Origin of the sequence: Asticcacaulis sp., assembly GCA_024707255.1 — a bacterium.
In the GTDB taxonomy this organism is placed as follows: Bacteria; Pseudomonadota; Alphaproteobacteria; order Caulobacterales; family Caulobacteraceae; genus Asticcacaulis.
The window spans coordinates 1,550,725-1,568,447 of the sequence record JANQAC010000002.1 but is presented as its reverse complement, the minus strand read 5'-3'; the positions used below and the strand labels follow the sequence as shown (position 1 = coordinate 1,568,447).

The window sequence follows — 17,723 nt, the reverse complement described above, 5'->3', positions numbered from 1 at the left end:
CCAAGCCCATGCATTGGCCACTTATCAAAAACCTGCCGACCGAGTTCCACTTCCGCTTCACGAAGTATGCGCCGGTCGCTGCCATCATCTCCGGTCTCGCCATCATTGCGACGGTCGTCGTGCTGTTCACCCAGGGGCTTAACCTCGGCACCGATTTCGCCGGCGGTAATGTGCTGGAAGTCGAGACGCCGCCGCCGCCAATCTGGGCGACCTGCGGGCGCGCATGACCACGTTCGGCGCGGAAGATGCCTCGGTTCAAGCGTTCGGCAGCCCCCGTGACGTCATCATCAAGTTCAAGCTGAGCGAGCAGCAACAGAATAATGACGGTGTCGAGGCGGTGAAATCCAAGCTCGCCGCCGCCGTGCCGGGCATCACCTTCAAGCGTACAGAAGTGGTCGGCCCCAAGGTATCGTCCGAACTGCTGCGTTCCGGCTTCCTGGCGCTGGGCGCCGCGCTGCTGCTGATGCTGGTCTATATCTGGATTCGCTTCCCCTCCGGCCTGCAATTCGGCTCCGGCGCAGTGATTGCCGTGCTGCATGACGTGGCCCTGACAGTCGGTATGATGGCCTTCCTGCAAATCGAATTCACCATGACCTCGATCGCGGCGCTCCTGACCGTTATCGGCTATTCGATGAACGAAAAGGTCATTACCTTCGACCGGCTGCGCGAAAACCTGCGCAAGTTCAAGAAGACCCCGCTGGCTGATATCATCAACCTCTCCGAAAACGAGCGTCTGTCACGGACCATCATCACCGGTTCGACCGCGGTCCTGGCCCTGGCCGGTATGCTGTTCCTCGGCGGTCCGGCCCTGTTCCCACTGGTCTTTGCCATGGTCTTCGGCATCCTGATCGGCACCTATTCGTCGATCTATGTCGCCCTGCCGATCATCTTGATCTGGGGTGTCAACCGCAATGATCCGGACGCGGAAGTCGTGGATCTGGGTGGCTTTAAGGACGGCAAAAAACCGAAGCAAATGCCCTGATATAAATGAAACGGCCTCCAGATCGGAGGCCGTTTTGCTTTACGGGCCGAGTTCGCCTATGCTGCGAATCCATTCACTCATGAGCAGGGGCGTATCATGGCTGGTTTTCTTAGTAATCTTCGCAATGTGATGATCGTCAGCCTGTTGCTGGCGGTTTTGGTCATGGTCGGCTTTGGCATTCATTCGCCGGGTGGGTTCGATGTCATTTTCCTGACGGCAAGCTTGCGCTGGGCGCATGTGCTGAGCGGCGTCCTGTGGATCGGCTTGCTTTATTATTTCAACTTTGTGCAAATCCGCGTCATGCCGGATATACCGGCTGACCTGAAACCGGCGGTCAGCAAATATATCGCGCCGGAAGCCCTGTTCTGGTTCCGTTATGCCGCCCTGTTCACCGTGGTGTTCGGCCTGGCGTTGGCCTGGCTGCGCGGTTACATCGTCCAGGCTTTGAGCTTCGGTTTCGCCAGCCTGGGGCCGGCGGGCTATGTGTTCGGCTTCGACAAGGGCAATGCCCAGTTCATCTTTATCGGGGTCGGCATGTGGCTCGGCCTGATCATGTTTTTCAATGTCTGGCACATGATCTGGCCGGCGCAGAAGATCGCGCTCGGTCTCCGCGAAGGCTTCACGCCGGAACAGAAGGCCGCCGCCGCGAAAAAGGCCATGATGTTCAGCCGCATCAATACGCTGCTGTCTTTGCCCATGCTGGCGAGCATGGCGATGTATCAAACGATTTTCGGATAGGTTTAAGTGACGTCCTCAGAATTGCTACCGAAGTCCGAGGACGTTCGTCTTGCCTGCGCCTTTATCCCAGACGTGGACAAGCGTGCCGAAGTGCTGGCCCTGTTTGCGTTCCTCGAAACCCTGCGTGAGATTCCGGAGCGGACCACCGATCCTCTGATGGGCGAAATCCGCCTGCGCTGGTGGTATGAGGCCATCGAAGCAATCGAGCAGGGCCGGCCGGTCCGCTACCATCCGCTGACCGAAGCCATCAAGGCAATGGTCGAGCGCTACAGTTTGGCGCCGGTGACATTTTACGACCTGATCGAAGGCCAGATGCCCTTGCTTGGTAAGGGGCCGATGGCAATCAAAGAGGCGCTGGGTGTGGTTGACCGCGGTGAGGGTAACCTGCTGCGCCTGTCCGCGCGGGTGCTGGGCGAAACCGCCGACCTGACAGAGATTGCGCGCCTCTACGGTATGGCGCAGATCAAGGCGAGCCGTGGCCTCAGCGATGCCGGCAATAGGGAACTGGCGCACCTGAAGCGCGAAGCCAGCCGTGCAGCCAAAGGTCTGCCAACTGCGCTCATGCCGCTGGCCCTGCCGGCGTCTCTGGCATCCCGTTACTGGCATGGGCAAACGCCGGGGCCGCTCGCCAAGCGCCTTCGGTTGTTTGGGGCGTTCGTGACTGGCCGGATCTAGTCTGTCTTTTTCTTGCCCCAGGGCAGCTTTTTCAGCACATCATCCAGCGGCTTTTCGGTCACGACCACGGGGGGCGGCACGGCAATACTGACCGGCTTTTCCGGATAGGCGCGCCAGCCCGACTGGATCAGTTCGTTGAAGCCCTGGCATTTCGGCATGATGCGCACAGCGCCGGTTCGCGGCTTGGCGAAGGGGGGGTAGCTGTTTCACATCCTGATGCGCCGGATCGGTAAACTGCCAGTCCCCGGCTAGTCCATAACCCGCCTGACCGCCAATATGGACGGCGTTATAGGCGATACGCGCCTGGTATTCCGGTACGCCGTACTTGATCATGGCGCGGTAGAAGATGCCATCGGCCACATCGCGCTTGCCGGGTTCGCCGATGGTATAGAGCCAGTCATGGATGATGGCGGCGCGGGCGGTGGGGCCCTGCGGATCGATCACGCTCTGGCCATACCACGGCACGGAGGCGAAATCGGTGACATACCATTTGGGCACCACGATCACCATCCCGGTGCCGGGATCGCAATAGGGGAACTCGGCGTTCAGTGTGAAGAGTTTGCGGCCCTGCTTGGTCTGGTTGAACAGCATAATCGGCAGAGGCGTGAGCGAACTGGGCGTGACCGGCGCTACGACCGGTATATAGACCGTTTCGGTCGTCTTTTCCGTGGCGCAACCGGCGACCGCCAGCAAGGCAGCCAAAGACATGTACTTCAACAAACGCACAATAACGACCTGAATGATTTCCCCATGATCTTCGGCAGTTAGCCGAAAATTCAGGCGATATTTAGCCAGTCCTGCAAATCCTGCAAGGCGCGCAGGGACATCAGGCGTTTTTGGCGCGGCCGCGTTCCTTTAAGGGGATTTTTTGGCCATTCTCATCAACCTTTGGCGCTTCCAGTTGGGGAAGCAGGCCATAGTTGATGTTCATGGGTTGAAAGGAACCACCTTCTAGGTGACCTATTGTAATGTGGTTGAGCAGGGCGCCGAGCGCCGTAGTTTCCGGCGGTGCGGGTAGTTCGCGGCCCAAAGCCTGTGCAGCGGCGAAACGTCCGGCCAGAAGGCCGATGGCGGCGCTTTCGACATAGCCTTCCACGCCGGTGATCTGGCCGGCAAAACGGGTGGCCGGGTGCGATTTGAGGCGCAGTTCGCGGTCAAGGATTTTCGGCGACTGGATAAAGGTATTGCGGTGCAGGCCACCCAGTCGCGCAAACTGGGCGTTTTCCAGACCGGGAATCATGCGGAAGACATCGGCCTGGGCACCATGCTTCAGTTTGGTCTGAAAACCGACCATATTGTACAATGTTCCCAAGGCATTATCCTGCCTCAATTGAATGATCGCATGAGCCTTGACGGTCGGGTTATGCGGGTTGGTAAGCCCCACCGGCTTCATCGGGCCATAGCGCAGGGTCTCGCGGCCGCGCTCGGCCATCACCTCGATCGGCAGGCAGCCGTCGAAATAGGGCACATGCTCCCAGTCCTTGAAATCGGCTTTCGGCCCGGTCAGCAGGGCATCGATAAAGGCTTCGTACTGGTCCTTGTCCATCGGGCAGTTGATATAGGCCGCCGCGTCGCCGCCGGGGCCTTCCTTGTCGTAGCGCGATTGCTTCCACGCCTTCGACATGTCGATAGAATCGTAATGGATGATCGGCGCGATGGCATCAAAGAAGCTCAGTTGCCCTTCGCCGGACACATCCAGTACATATTGCGACAGGGCCTCGGAGGTGAGGGGGCCGGTAGCGACCACCACGTTTTCCCAGTCCTTGTCGGCCAGGGTGGCCACTTCCTCGCGCACGATTGTCACCAGAGGGTGATTGCTCAGCGTTTCAGTGACGGCATTTGAGAAGTTATCGCGATCCATGGCCAGCGCACCGCCGGCGGGCACCTGGTGCTTGTCGGCACTGGCCAGGATCAGCGAACCGGCGCGGCGCATTTCCTCATGCAGCAGACCCACGGCATTGAACTGCCAGTCATCGGAACGGAAGGAATTGGAACAGACCAGTTCGGCCAGGCCATCGGTCTGGTGGGCATTGGTGGTGATTGGCTGGCCGTCGCGTGTGCCGCCGCGCATTTCATGCAGGATGACCGGGACACCGGCGGAAATAAGCTGCCAGCAGGCTTCGGAACCGGCGAGACCGCCGCCGATAACGTGAACGGGAGAAGGAGAAGTTGTCATGGTGTGGCGCTATAGCAAGGGCGAACGGGAAATGCGACGGTATTAACGAAATAAGCTTTTAAAGCGAATGGATTTGTTTCTAAATCACGAATGGCCTGAAATGAGGTGGCAAGGCCATGGCGGGGGTAAGATGCGTGCGGATTTTTCAGTGATGAAGGCCCTGAAGGCGGCTGTGGCCTTCCTGCCGCAGGCATGGGCAGGCGTGTGGCTGGTGCTTGTCCTGCTGTTCGCGGTTCTGGCCGGCGGGCCGTGGCTGCTGTCCGGGCAGCAATTGCCGCTGAGGCTGGCGCCGTTCATTCTGATTTTCTGCGTACTGCTCCTGAAGCTTGTTTCGCAAGGGGCGCTCTATCGCATCGCCTTGTTTGGCAAGGAGGCCAGGGCGGAGGGGCTGGGCTTTGGCGGTGTGCAGATCGGTCGCCCGGAACTGCGCCTGCTTCTGGCCGCGCTGATTGCTGGCGCCTTTGTCCTGCTGATTGCCGGGGCGATTTTCCTAGTATTCGCCATTGCGCTCAGTCTGTCGGGCCTCGCGGCCGGGTATGAGAGTTCGATGGCGGCGGTCTGCGCCATCTGGCGCCGTCACTCAGGCGCCGACTATATGTTTATCGTCTATATCGCTGCCGCGGTCCTGTTTCTGGTCTTCGTGGCGCTTAAATTTGTCCTTATGCCCGCCGCCAATATCGGCGGCCGCAAGCTGGTGGCCCTGAATGCCCTGGGGCTGAGTACCGGCAATGTCGGCAGGCTGTTTACAGGATTGATGGCAATCATACTGCCTTTTGCCCTGGCCTGCGGACTGGCCGTGCGCCAGTTTGGTCATGGCAGCGCTTTTATATGGCTTCACAGTGCCTTGCTTGCATTAAGTATTTTCGGACTTTTCCCGCTCATTGTCGGATTTTTGGCCTCCGCCTATAGGCAGATCATGGCGATCAGGTCTAAATAGGCTGTTCGCAAACGTGCGGACGGCTGAGACCTGTGCATGAACCTGACGTTCGATTTTGCCTTCGAGGGCTTCCGTATCATCCGCGAACGCCCGAAGCTGATCGCCTTCTGGGGCGCGATCACCCTGTTCGGTTATGGCGTCATGAGCCTGATCATGGTCTATATGGCGGGGCCGGCTGTGGCGCAGGCGTTTGCCATGTTCCAGTCAGGCAAGCTTGACCCTGTAACCCTTAATTCGCTCAATCAGCAAATTGCACCGGCGGTCCTCCTGTGCGCGCCTGTCTATATTCTGATGTCGTCGGTGCTGGTCTGTGCCGTCTGCCGGGTCGTGTTCGGCGAAACGGACGATCGCCTGGGCTTCCTGGCCTTTGGCTGGCAGGAAATCCGCATCATGGCCGTGCGGGCGCTGTCCCTGGTCATCCTGTTCGGTGTTCTGGCAGGTATTTCCGCGCTGGCGGGTCTGTTGGGCCTGCTGATCAGCGGCGGAAATGTACAGGCGGCGGCGGGCATCCAGTCGCTGGGTTTTATCGCTGCCATAGGCGTCGCCCTGTGGCTGGGGATCAGGCTGTCGTTAAATGGCGTTCAGAGCTTTGATCTGAAACGGTTTGATCTATTTGGCAGTTTTGCCATGACGCGGGATCGGTTCTGGTCCCTTTTCACAGGCTATGCCACAGCTTTTGCCCTGGCTCAGGTGGTGGCCTTCCTGTGTGACAAGATCATCGAGGCCATCCAGGTGCTGGCGCTGGGTTTGAATGTCACTGGCGAAATCCGGATGCCTGACATGACGAGCGTTGACAGTTTCCTGACTCCGGCCTCGGTGATCGCCACGGTCCTGACCTTCGCCTTCGTCATGCCGCTTGGCATCAGTATCGAACTGGCGGCGCCGGCGGCGGCCTATCGGACCCTGCGTGGCAAGATCAAGCCGCGTGAAGTCGAGGAAAAGGCAGCCGGTTAACGGGCCTGTTTAATTCGTTCCGGCCATGCGGAAGAAATCACGCTCATGACGCGCCTGTAGCGGGCGGGCATTTGGCCCGATCAGGCGCTGGAAGGCGTCGGCCTGTTCGGCGCTGATGGTCAGGGGCGCCGTGTAGACCATCCAGGTCACTTCTTCCGTGCAGGGCGGCGTGGTCAGCGAACCGGAATAGACGTAGAAGTCCTCGGTGCCGGGCATCAGGTCCTGGGCATTGATCAGCAGATCGGCGAGGGGCACCGGCTGGCCCGGATCAGACGGCAGGTAGGTCCACAGCGAACCCAGCATCGGATCAGCCACGCCGATATCGTAAAGCACCGCCACGATCACCGTATGGCCCTTGTCATCGACATGGACGAACTGGCTTTCAAGCGTAGAATGATGGCCGTTGATCGCGTGTTCGCTGGGGCTGTGGAACTCGATCGATTTCAGCGCATACTTGCTGCCGTCGATTTCAAGATCACCACCATTCGCCGGCGCCACGCGGACCGTCTTGCCGGTATTCTGGATAGTGGCGGTCACCGAATTATAGTTCAGCCCGATATGCGAAAACTGCATCTTCGGCTGGCCTGTAATGTCAACCGGTGACTGGCGCTGGCCGTCGCCGCAGATCGCCGAAGCGCCGCCAAGCTGGGCCCAATGCTCCGGTCCGGTATCGCCGTCATAGGTCCATTTGGACACCGGCGGGCCACCGTGCGCTTCTGTGGCGTGTTCGGCTTCATGTTCGGCTTCCGGTGCATGGGCATCCTTCTTGCCGGAACAGGCAAAAAGTGAGAGGGCCAGCAGGCTGACCATAAAAACGGCGGAGGCGCGACTCAGGCTTTTCATGCCCGCACTGTGCCGAAAAAGGGTTAACGGAGATTAAGCGTCTCCCTTTTCAGGCGAACTATTCCGCCGGTTCGAGATGGCGCTTGCGGTGCTTTGCCAGCATCTCCCTGAGATACTTGCCGGTCCAGCTCTTGTCGTTGGCCGCCACCTGTTCGGGGGTGCCGAAGGCCACGATTTCGCCGCCGCCGTCGCCGCCTTCGGGACCGAAGTCGAGCAGCCAGTCGGCCGTCTTGATGACGTCGAGATTGTGCTCGATGACCACGACCGTATTGCCGTTGTCAGTCAGTTCATGCAGCACTTCCAGCAGTTTGCGCGTGTCCTCGAAATGCAGACCGGTGGTCGGTTCATCGAGGATATAGAGCGTCTTGCCGGTAGCGCGCTTGGATAATTCCTTGCTGAGCTTGACGCGTTGGGCCTCGCCGCCCGAAAGGGTGGTGGCCTGCTGGCCGATCTTGATGTAGCCCAGTCCTACGCGTTCCAAAGTCTTCAGCTTATCGCGGATCGACGGCACCGCCTTGAACAGGTCGGCGCCTTCCTCGACCGTCATATCCAGCACATCGGCGATCGAATGACCGCGGAAAACGATATCCAGGGTCTCGCGGTTGTAGCGCTTGCCCTTGCAGACATCACAGGTGACATAGACATCGGGCAGGAAGTGCATTTCGATCTTGATCAGGCCGTCACCCGAACAGGCTTCACAGCGGCCGCCCTTGACGTTGAACGAGAAGCGGCCGGGGCCATAGCCGCGCGCCTTCGATTCCGGCAGGCCGGCGTACCAGTCGCGGATCGGGCCGAAGGCGCCGGTATAGGTGGCCGGGTTGGAGCGCGGTGTACGGCCGATCGGCGACTGGTCGATCTCGACGATCTTGTCGAAATGCTCCAGACCCTCGATCTTGTCGTGCGCCGCCGGATGGGCCGAGGCGTTGTTGAGGCGCCGGGCGGCGGCCTTGTACAGGGTCTCAAGGGTAAAGGTGGATTTGCCGCCGCCGGAGACGCCGGTGATGCAGGTCATGACGCCAACCGGGATTTCGCCGGTGACGTTCTTCAGGTTGTTGCCGCGGGCGCCGATAACCTTCAGCATCTTCTTCTTGTTGATTGGCCGGCGCTGGTCGTTGTGACCTTCGCCGTAGAAGAGCGGAATTTCCTTTTTGCCGGTCAGGTACTGGCCGGTCAAAGACTTGGGATTGGCCTTGATATCGGCCGGCCGCCCTTGCGCAATGATCTCACCGCCATGCACACCTGCGGCTGGTCCCATGTCGATGACATAGTCGGCCTGCAGGATGGCATCCTCATCGTGTTCAACCACCAAAACCGAATTGCCGAGGTCGCGCAGGCCCTTGAGGCTGACGAGCAAGCGGTCATTGTCGCGCTGATGCAGGCCGATAGAAGGTTCATCGAGTACATAGAGTACGCCGGTCAGGCCGGAGCCGATCTGCGAGGCCAGGCGGATACGCTGAGATTCGCCGCCTGAAAGCGTACCGGAATTGCGTGACAGGTTGAGATAATCCAGACCCACATCATTAAGAAAGCGCAGCCGGTCCTTGATTTCCTTGAGGATTCGCCGGGCGATTTCCTGGGATTGCGGGGTCAGCTTGTCTTCGACAGTTGAGAACCATTCATGGGCCTTGCAGAATCGACAGGCCGGAAATCTGCGAAATGTTTTTGGCGTCGATCTTGACCGCCAGGGCTTCCGGCTTGAGACGCGCGCCGCCACAGGCTTCGCACGGCGTTTCCGACTGATAGCGGGCCAGATCTTCGCGCACCCACGACGAATCGGTTTCGCGCCACCGGCGGTCCATATTGGGAATGACGCCCTCGAACACCTTGGTGACGTCGTAGCGGCGGCTGCCATCCTCATAGACGAACTTGATCTTCTGACCGCCGGAGCCGTGCAGGATCACGTTCTGGACGTCATCGCCGAGCTTTTCCCACGGCGTATCCATCTTGAAACCATAGTGAACGCTCAGGGCCTGGAGCGTCTGGGTATAGAGCGGCGAGGGGCCTTTCGACCACGGCGCGATGGCGCCACCGGTCAGGGACAGTTTCGGATCGGCGACGATCATATCCTTGTCGAAGGCCAGTTTGACGCCGAGGCCGTCGCAGGTCGGGCAGGCGCCGTATGGATTGTTGAACGAGAACAAACGTGGTTCAATTTCGGTGATTGTGAAGCCGGAGACCGGGCAGGCGAATTTTTCGGAAAAGATGATTCGCTTTGGTTCGGTATCGCCTTCTTCAAGGTCCGCGTGTTCGGCGATGGCGAGACCGTCAGCCAGCCGCAAGGCAGTTTCCAGCGAATCGGCGAGGCGCGCCATGATGCCGGATTTGACGACGACACGGTCGATCACCACATCAATGTCGTGCTTAAACTTCTTGTCGAGTTTCGGTGCGTCTTCAATGGGATAGTACTCACCATTGATCTTCAGTCTCTGGAAGCCCTGACGCTGGAGATCGGCGATTTCCTTCTTGTATTCGCCCTTTCGGCCGCGCACGAAGGGGGCCAGCAGCAGCAGGCGCGTCCCTTCCGGCAGGGCCATGATCTTGTCGACCATCTGCGAAATGGTCTGGGATTCGATGGGAAGACCTGTGGCGGGGGAATAGGGGATGCCGACGCGCGCCCACAGCAGGCGCATATAGTCATGGATCTCGGTCACCGTGCCGACCGTCGAGCGCGGATTCTTGGACGTGGTCTTCTGCTCGATGGAAATGGCGGGGGAAAGCCCTTCGATCAGGTCGACATCGGGCTTGGACATCAGTTCCAGAAACTGACGCGCATAGGCCGACAGACTTTCGACATAGCGGCGCTGGCCCTCGGCATAGATGGTATCAAAAGCTAGTGAGGATTTCCCAGAACCCGAAAGCCCGGTCAGGACCACCAGTTCACCGCGCGGAATATCGACGTCAACGCCCTTGAGATTATGCTCCCTGGCACCGCGAACCTTGATGAAGTCCTGATCGGAAGGCTTGGCCATACGCGCATATCCTCAAAAAATGGAACAGGGGAGTATATAGAGGCTTTGCCGCGATTTGCCAGAGGGGTGCAAGAACAATTTGGCAACATTAATGTTTTGACACGGCATTGCACATCGGATTTTGACGCTAGGGGATCAGGCTGACGATATCTGTCAGCAGGGTCTTTTTTGACACCTTCATACAAACAGGACAAAGTACGGCCTGAATCTATCGTCAGGGTTGGGACGAAGAGGATCAAACCCTATGCAGGCTGGCATCATACGGATGAGGGAGCGCGTCGGTGACAGCATGGAGCTGTGGCTGGCAGGCATAACGGCGCGTACCAGCCGCCGCTCCCGGTTGACCGGCGCCATTGTCCTGGCCCTTATACTGCACGGCCTTCTGTTCTGGATGCTGGTGGCCACCCATCCGGAAATCTGGAATCTCGACAGCCAGTTCATCGAAGAGCCCTTTCTGCCCGCCGAGATATGGGATGTGCCGCCGCCCCAAAAACCTGAAGTGCAGCCGGAAGTGAAGCCGGAGCCCGTGCCGGTGATCGTGCCGCGCGAAGTGCAGCAACCGGATACGCCCCAGCCGGTTGACGAGGCCCCGCGGGAAACCGAGCAGGCGCCGCCGGCCGTCGTGCCACAGCCTGTGGTCCAGCCGCAGCCCGTCAAGCCGATCACCGTCACCATTCCCAAGGAAAAGCCACTCGATCTGACGGCGCCGGCCACGGTGGCTGATGCGCCGCCCAGTCCGTCAATGAGTGCCCGCGCCAAGAAGAAGGCGCAGGAAGAACTGGAGGCGAAGGCCCAGGAAACGGTTGGTCAGGTCAGCGACCTGAACCTGCATGAAACGCCGGATGTCAATATCCCGGCCCTGCAAAAGGTGGCGCCGTCGGGACTGGCCCCGGCAGGCGGTGGCGGACGGTTGGGCGCCATGTCGCCGCCGGCTGGATTGCCCAGCGGCGTGGGGACGTTGAAAGGCGGGCGCGGACAGGTGACGCAGGCCCTGCAAAATCACGACTGGTGCGTTTCGACGCAAAAGGCGGGAAAGCCTCTGCCGGCGGGTTGCCAGATGACCGACCTGGCCAGCCAGAAGAACCTCGGGCCGAAGCCCGATGCCGGTTTGCAGGCGGCTGTCGCTAAAAAGAATTACATGAGTAAGCCGGAAAATTCGGACTATTGGGACCGCGTGGTGCAGGTGCCAAGCGCAAAGGGGCCACGAGATGACGGCCTAAAACGAGGCGCCTACACTGACCCAAAAGCGCAGCGCATGCAAAATGGACTAAATACGGATCCTAAAAATACGCCCGGACCAAAGTGACGCTACAGTTTATGCCTTCTTGCCGAAATTGAGCGATTGCGGACCGGTGTCGATGGTGCGGCCCCTGGCGCCATAGGGCGAGGTCTGCTTGCGTCGGCTGTTCAGATCGTCGGCGACGGCGCTGATGATGCCTTCGGTAATGGTCTTGGCCGCGTTTACCGCCAGTTCGTACTGGTGCAGGCGGTTCTGGAACAGTTCCGTCGCCTCGCGCAGGGCCTTTTTGTCGGCCGGATCCAGCCCTTCCAGCAGGCTGGGATCCGCCTTGATGCGCATGGATTCGTGACGGTAGAGGTTCGACAGGTTGCGCGTTTCTTCGATGCCCTCCAGAATATCCTGCGGGCGGCGGGCCTGGAGGCTGGCGGTTTCCGAGACCGGGCGTTCACCCAGACGGGTGGTCAGGGCGATCAGTTGCCGGGCGCGTTCGGTGGCGTTGGCGGCGGCGAGGGCCATCAGGCGGCTCCCTTTTCCTGGAGTTTGAGCAACTGGCTCTGCATCATGTCGGAGATGCCTATGCCGCCGCGCTGGGCCATTTGTTTGGCCATGGCGCCGACATAGAAGGAGCGCATGGTCTCCTCGGCATGGCCGCCGCCGAAGGGGCCATCGGTAGATAGTCCTTCAAACATGGGCGACAGCAGGTTGGTCAGGCACATGGTCTCGAAATCGAGGCCAAGCTTTGCATTGCCCTTTTCAGAATTTTGGCCGGTCTTGTTGCTCAGGGCGGCTGTCGCCTGGTTCTGCTGGGCAGTGGCGGCCTGGGTCTGGGCGGATTGAAGGGTGAGAAGGGCTGCGCTGTCCATTACATGACCTCAATATCAGCTTGCAGCGCGCCGGCGGCCTTGATCGATTGCAATATGGCGATCATGTCGCGCGGCGTCACGCCCAGGGCGTTGAGGCCAGCCACCAGGTCCGACAGGGAGGAACCGCCACCCAACTGAATCAGTTGTTTGCCCTTTTCCTCATCCACCGAAACATTGCTGGAAGGCACAACCGTCGTCTGGCCTTGCGAGAAAGGCAGGGGCTGGCTGACGCCCGGCTGTTCATCGACACGGATGGTGAGATTTCCCTGAGCGATGGCGACGCGCGAAATGCGGACATTCTCGCCCATGACAATGACGCCGTTGACCTCATCGATCACCACCTTGGCCGGGGTATCGACATCGACATTCATCGGCTCGACCAGGGTCATGAAATCCATCATGGTCATGCCGGCGGGGGGCTTGATGGCGACGATCGAGGGATTTTCGGCGATGGCCGTGCCCGGGTACTGGCGGGTAATAGCGTCGGCGATGCGGCGCGCGGTGGCGAAATCGGGATTATGCAGGGTCAGGCGCAGAAAGGGCATGGAATTGAAATTGAACGCCGTTTCGCGCTCGATCGTGCCGCCGGAAGCGATACGGCCGGCGGTGGGCACGCCCTTGGTGACCGAGGAGCCGGACGCCCCGCCGGCCGAGACCGAACCGGTCTGGACGGTGCCTTGCGCCACGGCATAGGCTTCACCATCGGCGCCGAGCAGGGGCGTGACCAGTAGCGTGCCGCCGAGCAGGCTCTTGGCGTCGCCCATGGCCGAGACGGTGACGTCGATGCGCGAGCCGGAAGCGCCGAAGGGCGTCAGTTCGCCGGTGACCATGACGGCGGCGGCGTTCTTGGTGTTGAGATTGGCGTCGCGGACATTGACGCCCATGCGCTCCATCATCGATTCGAGGCTCTGCTTGAGCATGGGCGAGTTGCGGACCGTATCGCCGGTGCCGCTCAGGCCGACGACGATGCCATAGCCGATCAACTGGTTGGTGCGCACCCCTTCGACATCGACGATATCCTTGATGCGCGAGCTGGCCATCGCGGCGGGGCTGTATAGCATCAGCCCGGCGATCGCGGTGGCGCAAAAGAAAGCTTTCAGTTTGGTGAGGCGCATGAATTTACCCGTTAACCATAATTGTCGATCCGGTTGCGAAATCCGTGCCACGAATCGGCGACAATTTTTCTTATTATTATCAGCGGCTTCTCCGCGCGCATCTCGGCCGTATCCGTCAACGGGAAATTTGTGCCGGGGCGTTAAGGCTTCGCTTACCCTGAGGCGGCAATAATGACCGTGTCGTTCACTGGCAAAAGCCGGTTTTTGCCCCTATGCTTTGTCAGCCGGGCAAAACAGAAAAACAGAAGAAACTACACGGCGTCTTAATATAGTGTGTGGGTTCGCAGCAGGTCAGATTATGACATTCAGGATCAATTCAGTTACCGGCGCGCCGATCAGCGGCTCGTCCAGCGGCGTGAAAAAGGCAGGCAGCGGATTTTCGCTGTCCGGCAAGGACGGCGCGGGCAAATCCGCCGCCACGGCACAGACTTCGGCTGCTTTCGGCATGATGGGCATTGATGCGCTGATGGCGCTTCAGGGCGAAGAAGATGTGCTGACCGGCCGCCGCCGTCGCCAGATCAAGCGCTCACATGATATTCTCGATGCGCTGGATGACCTCAAGGTCAGCGTGCTTTCCGGCGATATTGATGACGAGGCCCTGATCCGCCTGCAATCGATGATCGCGCTTCAGAAGGAAGAGATCGAGGACGACCGTTTGCAGGGCGTGCTCAACGAGATCGAGACCCGCGCCTGCGTCGAACTAGCCAAACGCCGCCTGATGTAATGCCTGAAGTATGAAGGATACGCTTTTCGTCATGGCCCTGAAACAGGAGGCCATGGGATTGCTGGACGCACTGGGCGCAGATGTCATTTATACCGGGATTGGCAAGGTCAATGCCGCCCATGCCCTGACGCGTGAACTCACACGACGCCGATATGAAGGGCGGCTGCCGGCGCGGGTGGTCAATCTCGGCACTGCGGGCAGCCGCTGTTTCCGCACCGGAGACCTGATCGCGTGTAATCAGTTCGTCCAGCGCGACATGGACGTGACGCCGCTGGGCTTCGCGCACGGCGAAACGCCCTATGAAACCATACCCGCCATGCTGGAAACACCGGTTCTGTTTCCCGACCTGACCGGCGGCCTGTGCGGCAGCGGCGACAGTTTCGTGACCGGAGCGCTGGCCATGGATTGCCAGGTTCTGGATATGGAAGCCTACGCCCTGGCCAAGGTCTGCCGCATTGAAAACCTGCCTTTTGCGGCGGTCAAATACATCACTGATGGCGCCGATGCGGAGGCCGCGGAACACTGGCCGGAACGGCTGCGTCATGCCGCCGAGGCGTTCGCCGGATTTGTTCACAGCCTCTTCACGGCATAAATCGGCCGGTCCGCGTAAAATCGCTTCACAGGTTAATGATACCCCTTTATAAGCCGCCAAATCGCGCTGCCGTGACCGGCGGGGAAGGTAGCTGCGACTGGTATCGTTTTTGCTGTTTAGGGTTTGCGGTGTCCGGCCTTAAGACACCGGGACCATGCGTCGTCAATTGGGCGTCGATCAATAGGGGTGTCAAAGCAACATGTCTGCCGTACAAGTTTCGGAACAATACCGTCCGACAGAAGACGAAGAATATATGAATACCCGCCAGTTGGCCTATTTCCGGGCCAAGCTGAATGGCTGGAAGGACGAGATCCTGAAAGGCGCCAAGGAAACCGTCAACATCATGCAGAAAGAGACGGAAAACCATCCGGATCTGGTGGATCGCGCCTCTTCGGAATCCGATCGCGCGCTTGAACTGCGCACCCGTGACCGCCAGCGCAAACTGATCAGCAAGATCGACGAAGCCATTTCGCGCATCGACGACGGCAGCTACGGCTTCTGCGAGGAAACCGGCGAGCCGATCGGCCTGGGCCGCCTCGAAGCCCGCCCGACGGCGACGCTCTCCATCGAAGCCCAGGAACGCCACGAGCGTTCCGAGCGTGTGCATCGGGACGACTGATATGAAAGCGCCGGACCGACCGGCGCTTTTTTTACGTCCCATATCTGGCGACCGGCTGAACATAGGCATCGATGACAGGCGCCGGGCGGCCGATGAAATAGCCTTGCGCTTCGCCGCAATTGAGCGCCTTGAGCGCCTCCATCTGGGCTTCCGTTTCGACGCCTTCCGCCGTGATCAGAACGCCGAGCGATTGTGCCATGTCGGTAATGGCCCTGACGATCGACAGGGCATTCTTGTCATGCGGCAGGTCACGAACAAAGGACTGGTCGATCTTGATCTTGTCGAACGGGAAGGTGCGCAGGTAGCTCAGGCTTGAATAACCGGTGCCGAAATCGTCCATGGCGATGCGGACGCCGAGCGCCCGAATGGCGTTGAGGATGGCCAGATTATGGGTCTCGTCTTCAAGGATGACGCTTTCGGTAATTTCCAGTTCCAGGCGCGCCGGCGACAGACCGGAGCTTTTCAGCGCTTTTTTGACAAGGTTCACCAGTGACTTGTGACGGAACTGAAGCGGCGAGATATTGACCGCCACGCGCCAGTTCTGCGGCCAGTGGGCGGCCGTTTTCGTGGCTTCGTTCAGCACCCATTCGCCAAGCTGGCCGATCAGGCCGCATTCCTCGGCCAGAGGAATGAATTCCGCCGGCGAGACCATGCCGCGTGTTGGGTGTTGCCAGCGCAGCAGGGCCTCGAACGAGACGACCTGGCCGCTGTCAAGGTTGAGCAGGGGTTGGTAAAAGAGCTGGAACTGGTTGCCGGCGAGGGCGGCCTTCAGGTCTTGCTCCATCTCGATGCGGCTTTGCAATTGCGCGTCCATTTCCGGACGATAGAAACACCAGCCATTCCGCCCTTCGGCCTTGACGCGATACATGGCCAGGTCGGCGCGCGACAGCAGGTTGTTGGCGTCCATGCCGTCTGCCGGCGCCAGCGCAATACCGATGCTTACCCCGATGTCCAGGGCTGTTTCATTGACGATAACGGGCAGTTTCAGGGCATCGACAATCCGGCCGGCCAGGTGCTGTGCATCCTCGGCACTTTCGATGTCCTGGATAATGGTGAATTCATCGCCGCCCATGCGGGCGATGATATCGCTCTTGCGCACGCAGCCGCGCAGGCGCTCGGCCACTTCGGTCAGCAACTGGTCACCCGTCAGGTGGCCGTAGGAATCGTTGATCGCCTTGAAGCGGTCGAGATCGAGGCACAGCAGGGCCACCTTGCGGTCATGGCGCTGAACGCGGCTTAAGGCCGCATCCATTTCACGGGTGAACAGGGCGCGGTTGGCCAGGCCCGTCAGCGGATCATAATGCGCCAGATGGGCGATACGGGCCTCGGCCTGTTTCTGTTCGGTCAGGTCAATGCCCAGGGTGAGGATACAGTCTGCTTCACCGGAAGGGGTGCGCAGGACCGTTTTCTTGAGCTGGATGACACGCTGGTGGCCATGGGCGTCGGTGACCTGCTCCTCCTTGAGCATAATGGGCTCATCGCTTTGCAGCGCCATCTGGTCGTAGGTATTGTAAAGCGCTGCGCGTTCGGCGGTCATGAAGTCGCCGCTGGATTTGCCGACGACTTTATTACTGGAGACGTTGAGCATGTCCTCGCCAACGCTGTTGAGCAGGACGATCTTCTGGTCGGCGGCGTTCTTGACCAGAACCATGGCGGGGATATTCTGGATAACCATGTTGAGGAAGGTCTGGTGGCGCTGGGATTCGCTGCTCAGGCGGATCAGGTCATTGGTCATTTCCTGCTGCCGGCCAAGCGACTGGTGCAGGTCGGCGCTGATCGCTTTCAGAACCGACAGCGAGGTGCCGACGCCGGCATAGCGGCCATCACAGGTGGCGATGAAGCCGCGCATCAGTTCCGACGGGCGTTCGCTGAGAGTCGTGCGGGTGAAGTCGCGCAGGGGCGTGTCGATATCGACCAGCAGGGGTGCGGGGTCCATCAGGGTAGTGACCGGCTTGTTGCCATAGAGGGCGCGGCCATATTCGCCGGCCATGGTCAGGTTGAAGGCGTGGCGCTCGATCAGGCCGAGGACGCGCCCGGCGTCATCGGCCACCGCGACGACCATCAGATCGGATTCATCCCGGAACGTTTCATAAAGAGTGGAATTAGAGCATTGCGGCGATACCGGATCGATACGATCGGTAATATCGGAAATGCACAGGGCCTTCTGCATATAAGCTGCGCCTTACTTGAAACTGACACCTACCTGGCGCTATTTTGCGCCTTGGTGCGGGAGTAGCGGCAAGACCTTAACCAGCGCTTGATGTCATAAAAGATTGACGGGGATGTCACGGTTCCT

Annotated in this window: 13 protein-coding genes and 4 pseudogenes; 9 read left to right on the top strand and 8 right to left on the bottom strand. The window is 59.7% G+C overall.

From position 1 onward, the window contains the following. The first annotated feature begins 8 nt into the window (after positions 1–8). From secF to NVV72_18730, 3 genes and pseudogenes are all read left to right on the top strand, one after another. Positions 9–982 (top strand): annotated as a pseudogene (gene secF, locus NVV72_18740) (protein translocase subunit SecF). Between the two features lie 96 nt (positions 983–1,078). Next, positions 1,079–1,720 (top strand): hypothetical protein, encoded by a 642-nt coding sequence (locus NVV72_18735; protein ID MCR6661252.1) that lies wholly within the window; start codon positions 1,079–1,081, stop codon positions 1,718–1,720. 6 nt (positions 1,721–1,726) lie between these two features. Further along, the gene (locus NVV72_18730; GenBank protein MCR6661251.1) at positions 1,727–2,395 is read left to right on the top strand and encodes a squalene/phytoene synthase family protein; all 669 of its coding nucleotides are present in this window, start codon (positions 1,727–1,729) and stop codon (positions 2,393–2,395) included. Here the strand turns inward: NVV72_18730 and NVV72_18725 are convergent. Together NVV72_18725 and trmFO are read right to left on the bottom strand one after the other, a co-directional pair. Continuing rightward, positions 2,392–3,103, bottom strand: a pseudogene (locus tag NVV72_18725) (DUF1353 domain-containing protein). The gene NVV72_18730 and the pseudogene NVV72_18725 overlap by 4 nt on opposite strands. A 68-nt stretch (positions 3,104–3,171) precedes the next feature. Then, positions 3,172–4,571: pseudogene (gene trmFO / locus NVV72_18720) on the bottom strand (methylenetetrahydrofolate--tRNA-(uracil(54)-C(5))-methyltransferase (FADH(2)-oxidizing) TrmFO). Between the two features lie 130 nt (positions 4,572–4,701). Between trmFO and NVV72_18715 the strand changes: the two are divergent. Together NVV72_18715 and NVV72_18710 are read left to right on the top strand one after the other, a co-directional pair. Further along, positions 4,702–5,508 (top strand): hypothetical protein, encoded by an 807-nt coding sequence (locus tag NVV72_18715; GenBank protein MCR6661250.1) that lies wholly within the window; start codon positions 4,702–4,704, stop codon positions 5,506–5,508. A 36-nt stretch (positions 5,509–5,544) separates the two neighbouring features. Beyond that, positions 5,545–6,462, top strand: coding sequence for a hypothetical protein (locus tag NVV72_18710; protein ID MCR6661249.1), 918 nt, complete (start codon positions 5,545–5,547; stop codon positions 6,460–6,462). Positions 6,463–6,471: 9 nt separating this feature from the next. Here NVV72_18710 and NVV72_18705 read toward each other — a convergent pair whose 3' ends face one another. Together NVV72_18705 and uvrA are read right to left on the bottom strand one after the other, a co-directional pair. Further along, a complete protein-coding gene (locus NVV72_18705; protein ID MCR6661248.1) occupies positions 6,472–7,305 on the bottom strand; it encodes a carbonic anhydrase family protein in 834 nt (277 codons plus the stop codon). A 58-nt stretch (positions 7,306–7,363) separates the two neighbouring features. After that, positions 7,364–10,274 (bottom strand): annotated as a pseudogene (gene uvrA, locus NVV72_18700) (excinuclease ABC subunit UvrA). A gap of 244 nt (positions 10,275–10,518) precedes the next feature. On the opposite strand from uvrA, the gene NVV72_18695 reads away from it, so the two are divergent. Further along, positions 10,519–11,580 carry a hypothetical protein gene (locus NVV72_18695; protein MCR6661247.1) on the top strand — a complete coding sequence of 354 codons (1,062 nt, stop codon included), beginning with the start codon at positions 10,519–10,521 and terminating at the stop codon, positions 11,578–11,580. Positions 11,581–11,589: 9 nt separating this feature from the next. Here NVV72_18695 and NVV72_18690 read toward each other — a convergent pair whose 3' ends face one another. Genes NVV72_18690 through NVV72_18680 form a run of 3 tightly spaced genes read right to left on the bottom strand, consistent with a single transcriptional unit; the run spans position 11,590 to position 13,492 of the window. Next, the gene (locus NVV72_18690) at positions 11,590–12,030 is read right to left on the bottom strand and encodes a flagellar basal-body protein FlbY (protein MCR6661246.1); all 441 of its coding nucleotides are present in this window, start codon (positions 12,028–12,030) and stop codon (positions 11,590–11,592) included. Then, on the bottom strand, positions 12,030–12,377 hold the full coding sequence (locus tag NVV72_18685) for a rod-binding protein (protein ID MCR6661245.1): 348 nt from the start codon (positions 12,375–12,377) through the stop codon (positions 12,030–12,032). The genes NVV72_18690 and NVV72_18685 overlap by 1 nt, the downstream gene beginning before the upstream one ends. Beyond that, positions 12,377–13,492 carry a flagellar basal body P-ring protein FlgI gene (locus NVV72_18680; GenBank protein MCR6661244.1) on the bottom strand — a complete coding sequence of 372 codons (1,116 nt, stop codon included), beginning with the start codon at positions 13,490–13,492 and terminating at the stop codon, positions 12,377–12,379. The genes NVV72_18685 and NVV72_18680 overlap by 1 nt, the downstream gene beginning before the upstream one ends. Positions 13,493–13,790: 298 nt before the next feature. Here NVV72_18680 and NVV72_18675 point away from each other — a divergent pair, with 298 nt between their 5' ends. The 3 genes from NVV72_18675 (at position 13,791) to dksA (ending at position 15,427) form a co-directional block, all read left to right on the top strand. Further along, entirely contained in the window at positions 13,791–14,216 is a 426-nt protein-coding gene (locus NVV72_18675; GenBank protein ID MCR6661243.1) for a flagellar assembly protein FliX, read from the top strand. A gap of 10 nt (positions 14,217–14,226) precedes the next feature. After that, positions 14,227–14,808 carry a hypothetical protein gene (locus NVV72_18670; protein MCR6661242.1) on the top strand — a complete coding sequence of 194 codons (582 nt, stop codon included), beginning with the start codon at positions 14,227–14,229 and terminating at the stop codon, positions 14,806–14,808. A gap of 199 nt (positions 14,809–15,007) precedes the next feature. Further along, entirely contained in the window at positions 15,008–15,427 is a 420-nt protein-coding gene (dksA, locus tag NVV72_18665; GenBank protein ID MCR6661241.1) for an RNA polymerase-binding protein DksA, read from the top strand. Positions 15,428–15,458: 31 nt separating this feature from the next. Here dksA and NVV72_18660 read toward each other — a convergent pair whose 3' ends face one another. Beyond that, positions 15,459–17,597 (bottom strand): EAL domain-containing protein, encoded by a 2,139-nt coding sequence (locus NVV72_18660; GenBank protein ID MCR6661240.1) that lies wholly within the window; start codon positions 17,595–17,597, stop codon positions 15,459–15,461. Positions 17,598–17,723: the final 126 nt, after the last annotated feature.